The organism is Phyllobacterium sp. (genome assembly GCF_037994425.1).
In the GTDB taxonomy this organism is placed as follows: Bacteria; Pseudomonadota; Alphaproteobacteria; order Rhizobiales; family Rhizobiaceae; genus Phyllobacterium.
Window position 1 is genome coordinate 12853 of the sequence record NZ_JBBNAM010000075.1, and the last position, 16865, is coordinate 29717.

11 protein-coding genes are annotated in these 16865 nt (G+C 59.7%); 8 read left to right on the top strand and 3 right to left on the bottom strand.

Annotated features, from left to right (window positions below; all coding sequences use genetic code 11):
• Positions 1 to 8 precede the first annotated feature (8 nt).
• The 8 genes from AAAB35_RS05785 to trxA all read left to right on the top strand — a co-directional run bounded on the left by AAAB35_RS05785 (position 9) and on the right by trxA (position 13923).
• Positions 9 to 323 (top strand): HPr family phosphocarrier protein, encoded by a 315-nt coding sequence (locus tag AAAB35_RS05785; protein ID WP_340667266.1) that lies wholly within the window; start codon positions 9 to 11, stop codon positions 321 to 323.
• Positions 324 to 497: 174 nt separating this feature from the next.
• Positions 498 to 1898, top strand: coding sequence for an adenosylhomocysteinase (ahcY, locus tag AAAB35_RS05790; protein ID WP_340667267.1), 1401 nt, complete (start codon positions 498 to 500; stop codon positions 1896 to 1898).
• 204 nt (positions 1899 to 2102) lie between these two features.
• Positions 2103 to 4631 carry an ATP-binding protein gene (locus AAAB35_RS05795; protein ID WP_340667268.1) on the top strand — a complete coding sequence of 843 codons (2529 nt, stop codon included), beginning with the start codon at positions 2103 to 2105 and terminating at the stop codon, positions 4629 to 4631.
• Positions 4632 to 4638: 7 nt separating this feature from the next.
• The gene (gene tsaE / locus AAAB35_RS05800; RefSeq protein ID WP_340667269.1) at positions 4639 to 6150 is read left to right on the top strand and encodes a tRNA (adenosine(37)-N6)-threonylcarbamoyltransferase complex ATPase subunit type 1 TsaE; all 1512 of its coding nucleotides are present in this window, start codon (positions 4639 to 4641) and stop codon (positions 6148 to 6150) included.
• The gene (locus tag AAAB35_RS05805; protein ID WP_340667270.1) at positions 6150 to 6875 is read left to right on the top strand and encodes a nucleotidyltransferase family protein; all 726 of its coding nucleotides are present in this window, start codon (positions 6150 to 6152) and stop codon (positions 6873 to 6875) included. The genes tsaE and AAAB35_RS05805 overlap by 1 nt, the downstream gene beginning before the upstream one ends.
• Positions 6868 to 9996, top strand: a complete 3129-nt coding sequence (addB, locus tag AAAB35_RS05810; protein WP_340667271.1) for a double-strand break repair protein AddB — start codon at positions 6868 to 6870, stop codon at positions 9994 to 9996. Before AAAB35_RS05805 ends, addB begins: the two co-directional genes overlap by 8 nt.
• A complete protein-coding gene (gene addA, locus AAAB35_RS05815; RefSeq protein WP_340667272.1) occupies positions 9993 to 13490 on the top strand; it encodes a double-strand break repair helicase AddA in 3498 nt (1165 codons plus the stop codon). The genes addB and addA overlap by 4 nt, the downstream gene beginning before the upstream one ends.
• A gap of 109 nt (positions 13491 to 13599) precedes the next feature.
• Positions 13600 to 13923, top strand: coding sequence for a thioredoxin (gene trxA, locus AAAB35_RS05820; RefSeq protein ID WP_113482406.1), 324 nt, complete (start codon positions 13600 to 13602; stop codon positions 13921 to 13923).
• Positions 13924 to 13968: 45 nt separating this feature from the next.
• Here trxA and AAAB35_RS05825 read toward each other — a convergent pair whose 3' ends face one another.
• From AAAB35_RS05825 to trpA, 3 genes are all read right to left on the bottom strand, one after another.
• On the bottom strand, positions 13969 to 15297 hold the full coding sequence (locus AAAB35_RS05825) for a folylpolyglutamate synthase/dihydrofolate synthase family protein (RefSeq protein ID WP_340667273.1): 1329 nt from the start codon (positions 15295 to 15297) through the stop codon (positions 13969 to 13971).
• Positions 15298 to 15330: 33 nt separating this feature from the next.
• Positions 15331 to 16260: an acetyl-CoA carboxylase, carboxyltransferase subunit beta gene (gene accD, locus AAAB35_RS05830; RefSeq protein WP_340667274.1), complete on the bottom strand. Its 930-nt coding sequence runs from the start codon at positions 16258 to 16260 to the stop codon at positions 15331 to 15333.
• Between the two features lie 45 nt (positions 16261 to 16305).
• A partial coding sequence (trpA, locus tag AAAB35_RS05835; RefSeq protein ID WP_340667275.1) for a tryptophan synthase subunit alpha occupies positions 16306 to 16865 on the bottom strand: 560 nt, incomplete at its 5' end.

Consider the following 16865-nt stretch of genomic DNA (forward strand, 5'->3'; position numbering starts at 1 on the left):
GGTCATGAATGCGTCTGACTGCAGAAACGACCGGTACATTCGATCCGGATAGCGCGCTTGTGGAGTCATTCGAGATCATCAATCGGCGCGGATTGCACGCGCGCGCTTCAGCCAAGTTCGTTCAACTCGTCGATGGCTTCGATGCCCACGTGCGCGTGGAAAAGGATGGCATGACAGTTGGCGGCACCTCAATCATGGGCCTCATGATGCTAGCGGCTTCGCCTGGCTGCTGCATCAAGGTCAGTGCGTCGGGAATTCAGGCGCGTGAGGTGATGCATGCGCTCGGCGCCTTGATCGCCGACAAGTTTGGCGAGGAAGCCTGACGCGGTTATTGGTGCCCGCAATCCCCATATCTGAGGTCCGCTGCATATGCACGCATAAGGATTTCTTTATATCCCATTGTGCGCGGCCCCCTAATCTGCTAGTCAACACCATCTCCGGCCGCCTCTTTTGATCGAGCGGCCATAACGAATTTGCGAAAAACGGAGTTGGCAAACATGGCCGAGAAGCAGGATTACGTCGTCAAGGACCTTGAATTGGCCGCGTGGGGTCGCAAGGAAATCGAGATCGCTGAGACAGAGATGCCGGGCCTGATGGCGAGTCGTGAGGAATTCGGCCCGTCGCAGCCGCTGAAGGGCGCCCGGATCACGGGCTCGCTCCATATGACGATCCAGACCGCAGTTCTGATCGAAACTTTGCAGGTCCTTGGTGCCAAGGTCCGCTGGGCCTCGTGCAACATCTTCTCGACCCAGGATCACGCAGCAGCAGCAATTGCCGCCACCGGCACGCCGGTCTTCGCAGTCAAGGGCGAAACCCTCGAAGAGTATTGGACCTATACGGACCAGATTTTCCAGTGGCCGGACGGTCAGCCTTCGAACATGATCCTCGATGATGGCGGCGATGCCACCATGTATATCCTTGTCGGCGCACGCGCCGAAGCTGGTGAAGATGTCCTCTCGAACCCCGGCAGCGAGGAAGAGGAAATCCTGTTCGCGCAGATCAGGAAGCGCATGAAGGAAACGCCGGGCTTCTTCACGAAACAGCGCGAAGCGATCAAGGGCGTGACGGAAGAGACGACGACGGGGGTCAACCGTCTTTATCAGTTGCAGAAGAAGGGCCTGCTGCCCTTCCCGGCCATTAACGTCAATGACAGTGTTACCAAGTCGAAGTTCGACAACAAGTATGGCTGCAAGGAATCGCTCGTCGATGGCATCCGTCGCGCTACCGATGTCATGATGGCAGGTAAGGTTGCCGTGGTCTGCGGCTATGGCGACGTCGGCAAGGGTTCGGCTCAATCGCTCAACGGCGCCGGGGCGCGCGTCAAGGTGACGGAAGTCGATCCGATTTGCGCCCTGCAGGCCGCCATGGATGGCTTCGAAGTCGTTACGCTCGAAGATGCGGCCCCGACCGCCGATATCGTCATCACGACGACGGGTAACAAGGACGTCATTACTCTTGATGCAATGCGCAAGATGAAGGACATGGTTATCGTCGGCAATATCGGCCACTTTGACAATGAGATCCAGGTCGTCGCGCTGCGCAATCTCAAGTGGACGAATATCAAGCCGCAGGTCGACATGATCGAGTTCCCGGATGGCAAGCGCCTGCTGCTGCTGTCGGAAGGCCGCCTGCTCAATCTCGGCAACGCAACTGGCCATCCGAGCTTTGTCATGTCCGCCTCGTTCACCAACCAGGTACTTGCCCAGATCGAGCTCTACAGCCGTGGTGAGAAGTACAAGAACGAGGTCTATGTCCTGCCCAAGCACCTTGATGAAAAGGTTGCGCGCCTGCATCTCGACAAGCTTGGTGCAAAATTGTCGGTCCTTTCGGAAGAACAGGCTGCCTATATCGGTGTAACGCCGAAAGGCCCGTTCAAGTCTGACCACTACAGATATTGATCTGATTCAATATAGACACAAGATATGGATGCCGGAGGATTGACAAATTCTCCGGCTTTCTTTTTTGCCGCCAGTTCTTCCCGTCGATTCGCTCAAGGTTTATTCTAGTGATTCGGGATAGCGCTGTTCCCGGTGGGCCAAACGATTGAAAAATCGAGGGGAAAGGAGCAGCGGCATTCGCCAGATGGGGTAGCGACGGTTGATATGAAGATTGAAAGCGGTGTTCGCAGGAGACATCCAGCACGGATATCACCGGTGCTGAAGGGACTGCGGACGTTGGCGCGCTGCGCCTGTTCGACTCTTGCAATTCTTTCGGCCTTCTCACTCGCGGCGCATGCAGAGGATGCACTCGGCAAGATCAGCACGCCCTTTGGCGTCGAGTTCGGCACGTTCGAGGTCATTCAATTCGCCATGTTCCTCGGCGCCATGGGCGCCGCTCTGCTCTCGGCCGGCTGGCTGATCCGCGAGCGCAGCCGGATAGCCAACGAGAACCGCCAGCTCCGCGACAAGGTCGCCGACCTCAATGTTACGGTGCAGCGCAACGAAGCCATGCTGAACCTCAAGGATCAGCGCATCGTCGTTTGGGAAGGTGGCTCGAGCACGCCCAACCTGATAGGCAGCTTGCCGCCGGAGATCGGCGTGCCAGAACCGCGGTCGCTTTTCCTTGCATTCGGCCGGTGGTTGCGTGTCGATTCGGTTACCTTGCTTGATCGCTTTATTGCCGCTCTGCGCGAAAAGGCGCGCCCCTTCGACATAACCGTCGAAACGACGAAGGGGGCACCGCTCGAAATCCAGGGGCGCACGTCGGGCGGCTATGCCATCGTTCGCTTCATCAATCTGGGTGAGGCAAGAGCCGAGCAAGCGTTGCTCAAGACCGAGAATTACCAACTGACCGAAGCGATCAGCACCTTGCGCGGATTGCTCGAGGCAGTCGACATGCCGGCCTGGAGCCGTGATGCTGACGGCCGCTTCAACTGGGCCAATCTGGCCTACGCCAAGGCGGTCGACGCGCGTGAGGTTCACGCCGCAGTCAGCGAGTCACGTGAATTGTTCGGGGCGCAGGCGCGCGAGCGCATCGAGCGGGAAAAATCGTCGACGCGGCGTTTCAACGACCAGTTGTCGACCGTCGTCGGTGGAGACCGGCGGGTTTTCCGTGTCACTGATGTTGCCGGCACGACAGGTTCGGCCGGTATTGCTGTTGACATCAGCGAAGTTGAACTCATTCGTGAGGAGTTCAAGCGGACGGTTCTCAACCACTCCGACACGCTGGACCAGTTGAACTCCGCCGTGGCAATGTTCGATGCCAACCGTAAGCTGCAGTTCTTCAATCAGGCCTTTGGCAAGCTCTGGGGACTTGAGACATCGTATCTAGAAAGCAATCCCGACAACTCCATGCTGCTCGACCGATTCCGCAGTGACGGGATTTTGCCGGAGCAACCGGACTGGCGGCGCTGGAAGGAGCAGGTCCTCTCCGCCTACCATTCAGTGGAACCCCAGGAACATCTCTGGTATCTGACCGATGGCAGGACACTTCGGGTGATCGTCAATCCCCAGCCGAAGGGCGGCATCACCTGGGTGTTCGAGAACCTGACAGAAAAGCTCGAACTGCAAAGTCGCTACAACACGTTGATCAAGGTGCAAGGCCAGACGCTCGATCATTTGGCCGAAGGGGTGGCCGTGTTCGGCTCCGACGGTAAAATACGACTCTCCAATCCTGCCTTCGCCTCTCTCTGGTCGCTCAAGCGCGAGCAGATCGCTGAAGGCATGCACATTTCGGCTGTCCGTCGCCTGTGTGAGCCTGTTTCAGATTCGGCCCATTGGGAAGCCTTCGTGACGACCGTGACTGGTTTTGATGATGAAAGGCAGTCGCTCTCCGGCCATATAGAGCTAAGCACCGGCAAGATTCTATCCTACGCGACAGCGCCGTTGCCGAATGGTCAGACGATGTTGACCTTTGTCGATATGACCGATTCCGTACAAGTCGAGCGGGCATTGAAGGAAAAGAACGAAGCGCTGGAACGCACGGACGAACTGAAGAACGACTTCGTGCAGCACGTCTCCTATGAATTGCGCTCCCCGTTGACCAATATCATCGGCTTTACGGAACTTCTGCAAACGCCGATGACCGGTCCGCTCAACGACAAGCAGCGCGACTATCTCGACCATATCGGGACGTCGTCCTCGGTTCTCTTGACGATCGTCAACGATATCCTTGACCTAGCGACTGTCGATGCCGGCATTATGGAGCTCGATATTAGCGATGTTTCGGTTGCCGACGCCATCACGACTGCATCGGAAAAGGTCGCCGACCGGCTCAAGGAACACAACATCCTTCTCGATATCCGCATCGCCCCCGGGACGGGCTCGTTCCGGGCCGATGCGAGCCGTGTGAAACAGGTGCTCGCCAACCTGTTGGGCAATGCGGCAAACTACGCGCCTGACGGCAGCACGGTAACGCTTGCTTGCTGGCGCGAACAGGCCGAAATGATATTCAGCGTCGAGGACAAGGGACCGGGAATGCCGGCCTACGTGCTCGACAGCATATTCAAACGCTTCCAACCCTATCCGAATGGCGGCCGCAAGCGCGGGGCCGGATTGGGCCTCTCCATCGTGAAGGGATTCGTTGAACTGCACGGTGGTACGGTCGAAATTGACAGTGCCGCCGGCAGGGGCACGCTGGTGACATGCCGCTTCCCGCTTGAGGCGCGGACCTTCAGCATCGCCGCCGAATAAGGCACCTATGGCATCGATGATTGTTCAACTGGCAACGACCGAAGATACCGAGCGGTTTGGACAGGACCTTGCGCTGGCGCTGCGCAAGGGTGACTTGGTGGCACTGTCGGGTGATCTCGGTGCGGGCAAATCGACCCTCGCCCGCGGGCTCATCCGCACCATTGCCGCCGACAACGACTACGAAGTTCCGAGCCCCACCTTCACACTCGTTCAATCCTATCCGGAGTTGCGCCTGCCGGTCAGTCATGTTGACCTCTATCGCCTATCCTCAGCCGCGGAAATTGACGAGCTTGGTCTAGAGGAGGCGCTGGAGGACGGCGTGGTCCTGGTCGAGTGGCCTGAACGGGGGGCAGAAGCATTGCCAGGCGAGACGCTCCGCGTCACGTTGGCGAGCTTGGGGGAGGGGCGCGAGGCGCTGATTGAAGGTGATCCCTCTGCGCTGGCTCGCGTGCAGCGGTCGCTCGCCATTCGAACGTTTCTCGCGGCATCCGGCTTTGGCATGGCCGAGCGCCGCTACCTTCTTGGTGACGCGTCGGCTCGCAGCTATGAGACAATCGCGAGGCGTGAGCAGTCTCCGCTCGTCCTGATGAATTCGCCGTACAACCCGGGCGGGCCGGTCCTTCGCGACGGCAAGACCTATATGCAGATTGCGCATCTTTCCCAATCGGTGACCGCCTTCGTCGCCCTCGACAAGTTGCTGCGCGCAAGGAGGTTCTCTGTTCCCGAGATTTATGCGGCCGACCTCGATGCCGGCTTCCTCCTTATAGAAAATCTCGGCAGTATCGGCATTCTCGATGAATTGGGTGCCCCAATTACCGAACGCTACGAGGCGGCCGTTCGCTTGCTTGCCAGGCTGCATCAACAACCGTGGCCGCAGGACATCGATGCCGCTGACGGTTATACACATCATATCCACAGCTTCGATCGCGGCGCGATGATGATCGAGGTGGAACTGCTCTCTGACTGGTATGTGCCGCGCATGCGGGGCACGCCGCTGGCGCCCCAGCTAAAAGAGGAATTCGTGGAAGCGTGGGATCGAGTCTTTAGCCAGCTAATTGATGTGGAGCAAAGTTTATTGCTTCGAGACGTTCATTCGCCCAACATCTTGTGGTGCCCCGACCGTGAGGGAATGAAGCGTGTCGGGCTGATCGATTTTCAAGATGCGATGATCGGACCCTCGGCCTATGACGTGGCCTCGCTTATCCTCGACGCACGGGTGACTAGTTCTCCGGTGCTGCAGGACCAACTGCTCGCTGCCTACCTCGATGAACGGCGAGCCGCCGACGCAACATTTGATGAAGCGACATTCCGCAAGGCCTTCGCGATCATGGCTGCACAGCGCAACGCCAAGATTCTCGGCATTTTCGTACGCCTGGACGAACGCGACGGCAAACCATTCTATTTAAAACACCTTCCGCGTATTCAGACCTATTTCATCGGCGCGATGCGCCATGAGGCACTAGCACCGATCAGGAATTGGTGCCAGAAGGCCGGTATTCTTGATCCGGAGACCGATTGATGAAATGTCCTCGCACGGCGATGGTCCTTGCAGCGGGCCTTGGCACTCGCATGGCGCCGCTCACCCTCACCACGCCAAAGCCTCTGATTAAGGCAGCCGGCAAACCATTGATTGATTGGACCCTCGATGCATTGCGAGCGGCCGATGTTCGCCGGGCGATCGTCAACGTGCATCATCTTGCCGGTCAGCTCGAGGACCACCTCGCAGAATTGAAATCACCGGCAATCATCGTGTCCGATGAGCGCGGCGAACTGCTTGAGTCGGCGGGGGGCATCATCAAGGCGCTGCCGCAACTTGGCGCTGATGCCTTTTACGTGCTCAACGCCGACACGTTTTGGATCGATGGTTCCCGCCCAAATCTTGTCCTGCTGGCCGAAGGATGGGATGATGCCCGGATGGATATTCTTCTGATGATTGCCGACAAGAGCCAGGCAACCGGTTACGATGGGCGCGGCGATTTTCATATAGCCCCTGAAGGAAAGCTTCGCCGTCTGGAGGCAGGCGAGACATCGCCGTTCATTTATGCGGGTGCAGCAATCATCCACCCGCGTATCTTTGCTGGGGCGAAGGCGGGCAGGGCCTCCCTCAACCGCTATTTCGATGAAGCCATTGCCGCAGACCGACTCTACGGGGTTCCGATGGATGGTCTATGGCTGACGGTCGGAACACCTGGTGCAATCGGCGAGGCGGAAGCGGCCATCGCCGCACACAAGGTTCATGGTTGAGCGCACGCGGCCGCGGGTGTTTTCGATCGCACCCGGCGTTCCATTTCTCCCTGCGCTGATCGAGGCCATCCAGTCCGGAACCCTCATTCCCGGATTTCCCCTCGATCGCCTTGATCCGATGGCCTTGGCGCGCGCAACGATCTACGTCCCGACGCGGCGCGCGGCAAGGACCCTGCGTTCCCTGCTTGTCGAAAAAAGTCCGGTCAAGTCGGCGATCCTTCCGGTCATAAGACCGCTCGGCGATGTGGACGAGGACGCGGCGATGTTCGACATGGGGTCGGAGGCGTTCTTCGACCTTTCGCCGCCGATAAATGCAACGGAACGGCTCTTGCTCCTTGCGACCCTGGTGCGGCCCTGGCGAGAGCGCCTGCCCGACCACGTTCGCGCATTGTTCGGCAACGAAGAGATAGCCATTCCGGCGACAACTGCCGACGCCATATGGCTGGCGCGCGACCTTGCGGGGCTGATGGATCAGGTGGAAACGGAAGCGAGCGGCTGGACAACGCTTGGCAACATCGTGTCGGAAGACTTGCCCAATTGGTGGCAAGTAACTTTGGAGTTTCTGAATATCGTCACTGGAATCTGGCCGCAGATTCTGGAGGAACGCCGACGCTCCAACCCCAGTGCGCACCGTAATCGCCTCATCGAACTTGAAGCGGAGCGCCTTGTGCGCAATCCGCCTTCGGGTCCCGTCATTGCCGCAGGTTCAACCGGGTCGATCCCGGCGACAGCCAAACTGCTCGCGGCGATCGCATCACTTCCGCAGGGCGCTGTCGTACTGCCCGGCCTGGACCGGGATCTCGACGCGGCCAGTTGGGATCTTCTGGCGAAAGTCGACGACAATCCTTCGATATTCGGGCATCCGCAATACGGGTTGAGAAAGCTTCTCGGCGAACTCGCGGTCCTGCGGGACGATATCGTTCCGCTTGGAACGCCGAAACCGGAAATGCGGGCGCGCGAGCGCCTTGTCAGCGAGGCGATGCGCCCAGCCGAAACGAGCGATGCGTGGGCAATGCTCGACCGGGCGAGCGCTGAATTCCCCGCAGCCATCAGCAATATCTCGTTGATTGAGGCGGCAAACGAACGCGAGGAAGCGCTTGCGACGGCATTGGCACTACGCGAGGCTCTGGAGGAACCGGGTCGGACCGCGGCGCTGGTCACGGCCGACCGGGATCTTGCCCGGCGGGTATCGACGGAACTTGCCCGGTTCAACATCGTTGCGGACGACTCTGGTGGTCGTGCGCTGCGCGAAACACCGCCAGCCACACTGATGCGCCTGGCGCTCGAAACGGTGTTTAGCCCGGGCGATCCCGCCGCCTTGCTTGCGCTGCTCAAACACCCCCTGACCCGGATTGGCCGGGAGAGCGGTAAGGTACGTAGGGTTTGCGCTACCGTGGAGCTCGTCGCCCTGCGCGGAGGCACGGGGCGGGCAACCCTCTCGGAACTTGGAGCCTTCTTCAATCGACGCCTTGCAGAAACGAGCGGCACGCCCTTCGAGCCTATCTGGCTGCGGCAGATATCGGCAACAGACATCGAGGAGGCACGGGCAATCTGCGATGCGCTGAGCCAATGCGTGGCCCCGCTTGTCGCCATGGCCAAGCAAGCCAGCTCTGTCGCCATGCCCGAAATCATTCATGCAACCGTCGCGGCGCTCGAAAATCTGGCGCGTGACGACAAGGACGATATTGCAGCACTCTATGAGGGCCCAGCCGGCGAACAGTTTGCTGCGTTCCTGCGGAATCTGGTATCGACCGAAGCGGCGTTGGAATTTGCTCCGGCGGAATGGCCTGCCATGGTCGAGGCACTGCTTGCAGGCGAAGTCGTGAAACCGAAAGTCGGCGCTCATCCTCGCCTCTATATCTGGGGCGCGCTAGAGGCTCGCTTGCAAACAGTCGATACGGTTGTCATTGGCGGCCTTAACGAAGGGTCGTGGCCGGGCAAGACGCGCAATGATCCGTTCATGTCGAGGCCAATGAAGTCCATCATCAAGCTTGAGCCGCCGGAACGACGAGCTGGTCTTGCTGCCCATGATTTCCAGATGGCGATGGGCATGAGAAAGGTAGTCCTGACGCGATCACAGCGCTCGGCCAACGCGCCTACGGTAGCTTCGCGCTGGCTACAGCGGCTGGACACGGTGCTTGGCAAGGAGGCAGGTGCAACGCTGAGGCAACGGGGCGCCAAGTATCTTGGTTGGGCCCGCGAGATCGACCGCGCCGCTGATGAGGACTTCGTCAAACGGCCGGAGCCCAGGCCGCCGCTCGATGCGCGGCCGAAGCATTTCTCAGTCACGGAAATCGAAACGCTGCGGCGCGATCCCTATGCCATCTTCGCCCGCCGCATCCTGCGCCTGCGCCCGATCGAACCGCTGATCCGCGATCCCGATGTGGCCGAACGAGGCTCGCTCTTCCACGATATCCTCGCGGACTTCACGGGTCGGAACACTGACCCGGCGGAAGCCGAGGCGATGGCGAGTATGCTCGCCATTGGGCGGCGTCATTTCGATGCGAGTGCGCTTCCCGAAGAGATCGACGCTGTCTGGTGGCCACGGTTTCAGATGCTCGTGCCGGAGTTCGTCAATTGGGAGCGCAGGCGGGCCCAATTCATCGCTGAACGGCACGCGGAGATCGCATCAAAGAGGATTCCGGTCGATTCGACAGGCGTCACTTTGTCGGGGCGCGCCGACCGCGTCGACGTACGGCGCGACGGAACTGTCGAAATCATCGATTACAAGACCGGCTCGACGCCCTCGCCCCGGCAGGCGCACATCTTGCTGGCACCGCAGCTTGCGCTGGAAGCGGCGCTTCTCGCCCGTGGCGCCTTTCAGGAAGTCGGCAGGCGCAATGCTTCCGATCTGCTTTACGTCCGCCTCAAACCGAAAGGCAAGGTTATACCGGAATCGATCCTCGACGTTCGCGGCAGCAGCAAATCCGCGCCGGACTTGGGCGAATTGGCGTGGCGCCGCCTCGGCGAATTGCTGAGCGCTTATCGCGATGTCGGGAAAGGCTATCTCTCTCGCGCACTTCCGTTCAAGGAGGGTGATTTGACGGGCGACTACGATCACCTAGCTCGGGTGCTCGAATGGTCGGCCGGGGGCTCCGACGATGATGGTGACGGCCTATGAAGAAACCGATCGTCATTCCCGCGGAAACAATTCGCGACCAGAACCGGGCGGCGAATCCCAGGGATTCCGTCTGGGTGTCGGCAAATGCCGGCTCCGGCAAGACCCATGTTCTGACAGAACGTGTGATCCGCCTGCTTCTCGACGGTACCGACCCGTCCAAGATTCTCTGCCTCACTTATACCAAGGCCGCCGCTGCGGTCATGCAGAACCGCGTCTTTGCCCGCCTGTCGGAATGGGCGACCATGGACGAGGAGGCGCTCAGCCGGACAATTGAGAAAATTGATGGCGAGCGTCCTGGACCCAAAAGGTTGACCCAGGCGCGGCGCCTCTTCGCGCGTGCCCTCGAGACGCCGGGCGGTCTGAAAATCCAGACCATCCACGCTTTCTGCGAAGCGATCCTGCACCAGTTTCCACTTGAAGCGAACATCGCCGGCCACTTCGAGCTGATGGACGACCTGATGCAGATCGCACTCGTAGGTGAAGCCCGCAGGCAGTTGCTTCAAACCGCACGGGTCGATCACAATGTGAAACTCGCCAGCGCCTTTGGCGACGTCCTCGACGCTGCCGGAGAATTCGGCCTGCAGGCGCTGCTCGATGAGGCGATCATCAAACGGCACGAACTTACGGCATTCATTCGCGAAGTCGGCCATGACGATTTGCGCCGCCAGACCTTCTATGCGCATTTCGGCTTTACGGGTAACGAGACGGAAGAGAACCTCCTTGCTGAATTCTGGCCGTTGACCGAACTTGACGATGCGGTGCTCGGCGAGCTTCTCGACATTTCCGAAGGCGCCAAGCGGGTTGTCGATTTCGCCTGGCTGATCCGCTCGGTCGAACAGGCACGCCGGACTGATGAACGGGAAGATATCCTGCGCGAAGCCTTCTTCCTGAAATCCGGCGAGTTGATCAGGGGTAACAAAATCTGCACCCGGGCGGTGGTGGACAGAGTCCCTGACTTCGAAGATCGCTTCGATCGGGCGGCAGAGCGTGTTCGAAGTGGCCTCGATCGCCTCAAACAATATAGGCTTTTAGGGCTTACCCTCTCGGCGCTCGTGCTGGTAGACGAACTTGTTGGTCGTTACCAGCAGATGAAACGCGCCCGCGGTCTCCTCGATTTCGACGACCTGATCGTGCGCACGGTTAATTTGCTGGCCCGCCAGGATGCCGGGCCATGGGTCCAGTACAAGCTCGACAAGGGTATCGATCACATCCTCGTCGACGAGGCGCAGGATACGAGCCCGAACCAGTGGAAGGTCGTCCGGCTCCTTAGCGAGGAATTCTTCGCCGGCAGGACGGCCCGCGAAGTACGCCGCACCCTGTTTGCTGTCGGCGATGAAAAGCAGTCGATTTACTCGTTCCAGGGAGCTGTCCCCGAAGATTTTGCCGCCCATGGCAAGGCGACTGAACGCAACGCCTTGCAAGCCGATTTGAGTTTCGCCAAGGTGAATCTCAATTTTTCGTTTCGTTCGGCCCCCGATGTGCTGTCGGCGGTGGATCGGGTTTTTGGGCGTGCCGAAGCGCATAGGGGATTTGGCCGCGATCACGGGGCCACGGTCCACACGGCGATACGCGGCGGCGATCCCGGCGAAGTTGAGATATGGGACATGCTAACTCCGGAGACGACGCCGGAAGTCGACGATTGGCGTACGCCGGTCGACAGTCTTCGCGCGCCGCCCGTGCGCCTTGCCGAGCAGATCGCAAAGACCATCGAGCTCTGGATGAAGAACGGAGAGGCGCTCCCGGGACAAAGCCGCCAACTCGAAGCCCGCGACATCATGGTGCTGGTGCGCAAACGCGACCAGTTCATGCATGCGCTGTCGCGCGAATTGAAAAGGCGCCATGTTCCGGTCGCGGGCGCGGACCGCCTGAAACTCACCGATCATATTGCTATCAAGGATCTGATGGCGCTCGGCCGGTTCATGTTGCTGCCATCCGACGATCTGTCGCTCGCCGCCCTGTTGAAAAGCCCACTCTTCAAGCTTGGAGACGATCAACTGTTCGATCTCGCACATGGCCGCGCCGAGAACGAAACGCTGTTCGATCGGCTGAACAGTCGCGCGGAGGACGACCTTACCTTCCATGCCGTCGCGCATCGATTGAAGGAGTGGCGCAGCCGTGTCGATACGCTGCCGGTGTTTGAATTTTACGCCGATATCCTCGGCCCTGGTGGTGCGCGGCGTGACCTTCTGGCGCGTCTTGGTCAAGAGGCCGGCGATGTGATCGACGAGTTCCAGAATTACGCGATTGCGACCGAACGGACGGGATTACCGGGCCTTCAGGCATTTCTCGAGACGTTGGAGGCGGCAACGCCGGAGATCAAGCGTGAGTTCGACCAGAGCCGGAACGAAGTGCGGATCATGACCGTCCATGCATCCAAGGGGCTGGAAGCTGCCGTCGTCTTCCTCGTCGATCCGGGCAGCGCGGCTTCGGCGGGTGGGCGAAATCCCAATCTCATCTCTTTCGACATGCAGGAGAAAGATGGTTGGCAGGGCAAGGGCTTTCTTTTCGTTCCGTCGAAAGCCCACGCTACGGCGTTCACCGGAGCGATGCTCGACGGGTTGAAACTTCGCGCCGAAGAGGAATATCGCCGACTGCTCTATGTCGGAATGACCCGCGCCGAGGATCGCCTGATCGTCTGCGGCTATCGCGGGGTGAGGCAGGCGCCGGAAACGTGGCACAGCCTGGTCGATGCCGGCCTTGGCGATGCGAGCGTGCCGTTCGATCACCGCGTGGAAGGCGTCAACGCCAGGCGCTATCGCATCACCGAGCCCGATGATCGTAAGATCGCGGTTCCCGAACAACGAGCCGAAGGCGACCAGGTGGCCTTTCCCGCCGCGTTCAGGAAGCCGATGCCGCGCGAACTCGGCCTCCCGCGGCCTCTTGCTCCCTCAGGCGTATCGGTGGTGATCGAGCCTGATGATGAAGCGCCGCTCGTCACCGGCTCACCAGTGCTCACGGGCGATCGAAGGAATTCCTCATTTGCCATTCGCAGGGGTATCGTTATTCATGCACTGCTGCAAACACTACCCAGCATTTCTGACGAACAGCGCATTGCAGCCGCCGATCGCTATCTCGCGCGGGCGGCCTCCGATTGGAAGCCGCAGGAAATTGAGGATGCGCGACATGCGGTGTTTACCGTGCTTGACGATCCGAAGTTTGCATCGGTCTTCGCAGACGGCTCGCTAGCCGAAGTGGCGCTCATGGGGACGCTGCCACTGCGTGGCAAGGATCACGCCGTTTCCGGTGTAATCGACCGCCTCGCCGTGGCAGGCGACCGCGTTGTCATCATCGATTACAAAACCAACCGGCCGGCCCCCCAGATTCTCGCAAACGTCCCCGAGACCTATGTTGCACAGCTTGCACTCTACCGTCAGCTGCTTGCGCCACTCTACCCGGGCAAGACAATAGAAGCCGCGTTGCTCTTTACCGAAGGTCCCCACCTGATCGATATCCCCGAGGCCGCCATGAAGGGAGCGCTTGAACGATTGGGATGAGCCGGCAGATGAACCTTTGCACTGAATCGTGAGAAGAGCGAGCTTGACGAGAGTGGATAGACTCACCACATGATGTGCAACACATTCACAAACCTACAAGGAAAAGCCTATGGCTACCGTCAAGATCGACACGAGCAATTTCCAGTCCGATGTAATCCAGGCAGGCCAGCCTGTTGTTGTTGACTTCTGGGCGGAGTGGTGTGGCCCCTGTAAGATGATAGCGCCGGCCCTCGAGGAAATCGCTTCGGAGATGGAAGGCAAAGTCACGATCGCGAAGGTCAACATCGACGAAAATCCAGAACTCGCTGCGCAGTTCGGCGTCCGTTCCATTCCGACGCTTCTGATGTTCAAGGATGGCGAGCTCGCTGCTAACCTGGTCGGCGCTGCACCGAAGAGCAAGCTGACTGACTGGATCAGAAATTCGGCGGCCTGATAGCCACGGACAAAGACAAAAAAGCCCGGCCTCGCGCCGGGTTTTTTATTGGGGCAGTGTGCCGTTGTCCGAGAGGACGTCGCCAGCGAGATAGAGCGACCCGCCAATAAGGATGCGCGGGGCCGGTTCGGATGCGTCCCAGCTATCGCGCAGGATCTTGAGCGCGTTTTCGACCGAGTGGACGGGTTCGGCGGAAAGCCCGGCTTCATTGGCGGCCAGCGCTAGTTCGTCATGCGGAATGCCCGCGCCGCTGGAGCGTATTGGCACAGTATAGACATGTCGGGCCATGCCGGTGAAGGCCCGGAAATACCCGACCGGGTCCTTTGTATTAATCATGCCCGTGATGAGGAAAAGCGGCCGTTGGCTGCGATCCTCAAGCGTGGCAATGGCTTCCGCAACAACCAAACCAGCGCCCGGATTGTGGCCGCCGTCGAGCCAAATCTCCGAGCCGGGCACCGAGACCTCGACCAGTTTTCCCTTGACGAGACGCTGCATGCGAGCCGGCCATTCGACGGCAGTCATGGCTCGCTCGACGGCGTGTTCGGGTACCTTGAAACCGGCGGTGCGTACCGCCTGAATAGCTGCCGCGGCATTGGCCAATTGATGGCGGCCGAGGAGGCTCGGGAGGGGAAGATCCATCAGGCCGGTATTGTCCTGATAGATCATGCGGCCGCGTTCCTCGAAGCTCAAGAAATCCTGACCATAGACGGCGTAGGGGCAATCGCGCCGCTCTGCCGTTTCGATGAGGACCATCCGCACGGCTTCCTCCTCCTGTGCGCCGATAACGACCGGACAACGCGGTTTGATGATCCCCGCCTTCTCAGCGGCGATCAGTTCGACGCGATCCCCAAGATAGGACTGGTGGTCGAGCGAGATCGGCATAATGACGCTGACGGCCGGATCCGGAATAACATTGGTGGCGTCGAATCGGCCGCCAAGGCCGACTTCCAGGATGATCGCATCGGCGGGGTGCTCGGAAAAGAGAACGAAGGTAACAGCGGTCAGAATCTCGAAGACGGTAATTGCCTGTCCGGCATTGGCTTCGGCGACCCGCTTCACCGCTTCCGCTAGTACCGCATCGTCAACGATCTTGCCACCGCCCGGCGCGCCGAGCCGGTAGCGCTCATGCCAGCGGACAAGATGTGGGGAGGTATGCACGTGGGCGGTGTAGCCTGCTGCCTCAAGTAATGCGCGGGAGAAGGCTACGGCGGAGCCCTTGCCGTTGGTGCCGGCAACATGGATCACCGGTGGCAGTCTGAGGTGCGGATTACCCAGCGTGTCAAGCAGGCGGGTGATACGGCCGAGCGATAGATCGAAGCCTTTCGGGTGCAGGCCGAGCAGCCGCTCTATTTCCTTTTCAGCATGCGACGACATTGCACATCCGGCTTCTAGTGTAGCCCAGCGCCATCAGGAATCGGCTTTGACCGGAACCGGAAAAGCGGTGGCCAGACCGTTTGGCACCTCGATCTCCTCGACCGTCTCCGTTGCCGGCTGGCCCATCATCATCTTGAGGAGCCGTGCAATGGTGGATTTCAGCTGCGGACGCGGCACGACCATATCAACCATGCCATGGGTCTTCAGATATTCGGCGCGCTGAAAGCCCTCCGGCAATTTCTCGCGAATGGTCTGCTCGATCACGCGCTGCCCGGCAAAGCCGATCAGGGCGCCGGGTTCGGCAATATGAATGTCGCCAAGCATTGCATAGGAGGCAGAGACGCCTCCGGTTGTGGGATTGGTCAATACGACGATGTAGGGAAGTCCGGCTTCCTTGAGCATCTCGACGGCAACGGTCGTGCGCGGAAGCTGCATCAGGGAAAGAATGCCCTCCTGCATACGCGCGCCGCCCGATGCGGCAAAGAGGACAAGCGGCTTCTTCTGCGCAATAGCCGTTTCAAAGCCCCTGATGATCGACTCGCCTGCAGCCATCCCCAGCGAGCCACCCATGAAGCTGAAGTCGTGGATCGTCACTACAATCGGCAGGCCTTCGATCGTCCCGAGCGCATTGATGATCGCGTCTTCCTGGCCGGTCTTGGAGCGATGTTCCTTGAGCCGGTCGATGTAGCGCTTCTCGTCGCGAAACTTCAAAGGATCGATGGCGACCTTTGGCTGCTCAAGGGTCTCGAACGCCCCGTCATCAAAGAAGAACCGGAGACGATCACGCGCCGGTATGCGCATGTGGTGGCCGGAACTCGGTACGACCCACTGGTTCTTTTCGAGATCCGTGTGGAAGACCATTTCGCCGGATTCCGGATCCTTGATCCACAGATTCTCCGGCATTTCACGGCGGCCAAGCATCGAATTGATCTTTGGCCGAACGTAATTTGTGATCCAGTTCATGATCGGTCCTGTTCTTCCGTCAAAGGTTCAGGTGATTTAGAGCTTCTACTCGGCTGCTGCAAGCCGCACGGCCCGTACGCCACTGGAAAGACCCTGCACCATCGTGGCGACAGCTTCGGCCGGATCGGCGACCAGCGAGCCATCGGGACGGATTGTGTTTGCAACCGCATTGATGATCGCCGTGCCGACGACGACGCCATCGGCGGCGCCGCCAATCACCTTCGCCTGTTCAGCGGTCTTGACGCCGAAGCCGACTACGACTGGGAGATCCGTGTGCTTCTTGATGCGCTCGACGGCGGCCGCTACCTTTGATGTGTCTGGGAGGGCCGAGCCTGTGATACCCGTCATCGATACGTAATAGACGAAGCCCGACGTATTTTGCAGGACTTTCGGCAAGCGCTTCTCATCAGTCGTCGGCGTTGCCAGGCGGATAAAGTTAATACCGGCCTTGATAGCGGGAATGCAGAGCTCAGCGTCCATTTCCGGCGGCAGATCGACGATGATGAGGCCGTCGATGCCCGCCGCGACCGCATCCTTAAGGAAGCGGTCGACGCCGTAAATATAAATGGGGTTGTAATAACCCATCAGAACGATGGGTGTGGTGT

Excerpts from the sequence above, each read along its gene's own strand:
- AAAB35_RS05785 (WP_340667266.1), top strand. The coding sequence starts at position 9 with ATGCGTCTGACTGCAGAAACGACCGGTACATTCGATCCGGATAGCGCG.
- ahcY (WP_340667267.1), top strand. The coding sequence starts at position 498 with ATGGCCGAGAAGCAGGATTACGTCGTCAAGGACCTTGAATTGGCCGCG.
- AAAB35_RS05795 (WP_340667268.1), top strand. The coding sequence starts at position 2,103 with ATGAAGATTGAAAGCGGTGTTCGCAGGAGACATCCAGCACGGATATCA.
- tsaE (WP_340667269.1), top strand. The coding sequence starts at position 4,639 with ATGGCATCGATGATTGTTCAACTGGCAACGACCGAAGATACCGAGCGG.
- AAAB35_RS05805 (WP_340667270.1), top strand. The coding sequence starts at position 6,150 with ATGAAATGTCCTCGCACGGCGATGGTCCTTGCAGCGGGCCTTGGCACT.
- addB (WP_340667271.1), top strand. The coding sequence starts at position 6,868 with ATGGTTGAGCGCACGCGGCCGCGGGTGTTTTCGATCGCACCCGGCGTT.
- addA (WP_340667272.1), top strand. The coding sequence starts at position 9,993 with ATGAAGAAACCGATCGTCATTCCCGCGGAAACAATTCGCGACCAGAAC.
- trxA (WP_113482406.1), top strand. The coding sequence starts at position 13,600 with ATGGCTACCGTCAAGATCGACACGAGCAATTTCCAGTCCGATGTAATC.
- AAAB35_RS05825 (WP_340667273.1), bottom strand. The coding sequence starts at position 15,297 with ATGTCGTCGCATGCTGAAAAGGAAATAGAGCGGCTGCTCGGCCTGCAC.
- accD (WP_340667274.1), bottom strand. The coding sequence starts at position 16,260 with ATGAACTGGATCACAAATTACGTTCGGCCAAAGATCAATTCGATGCTT.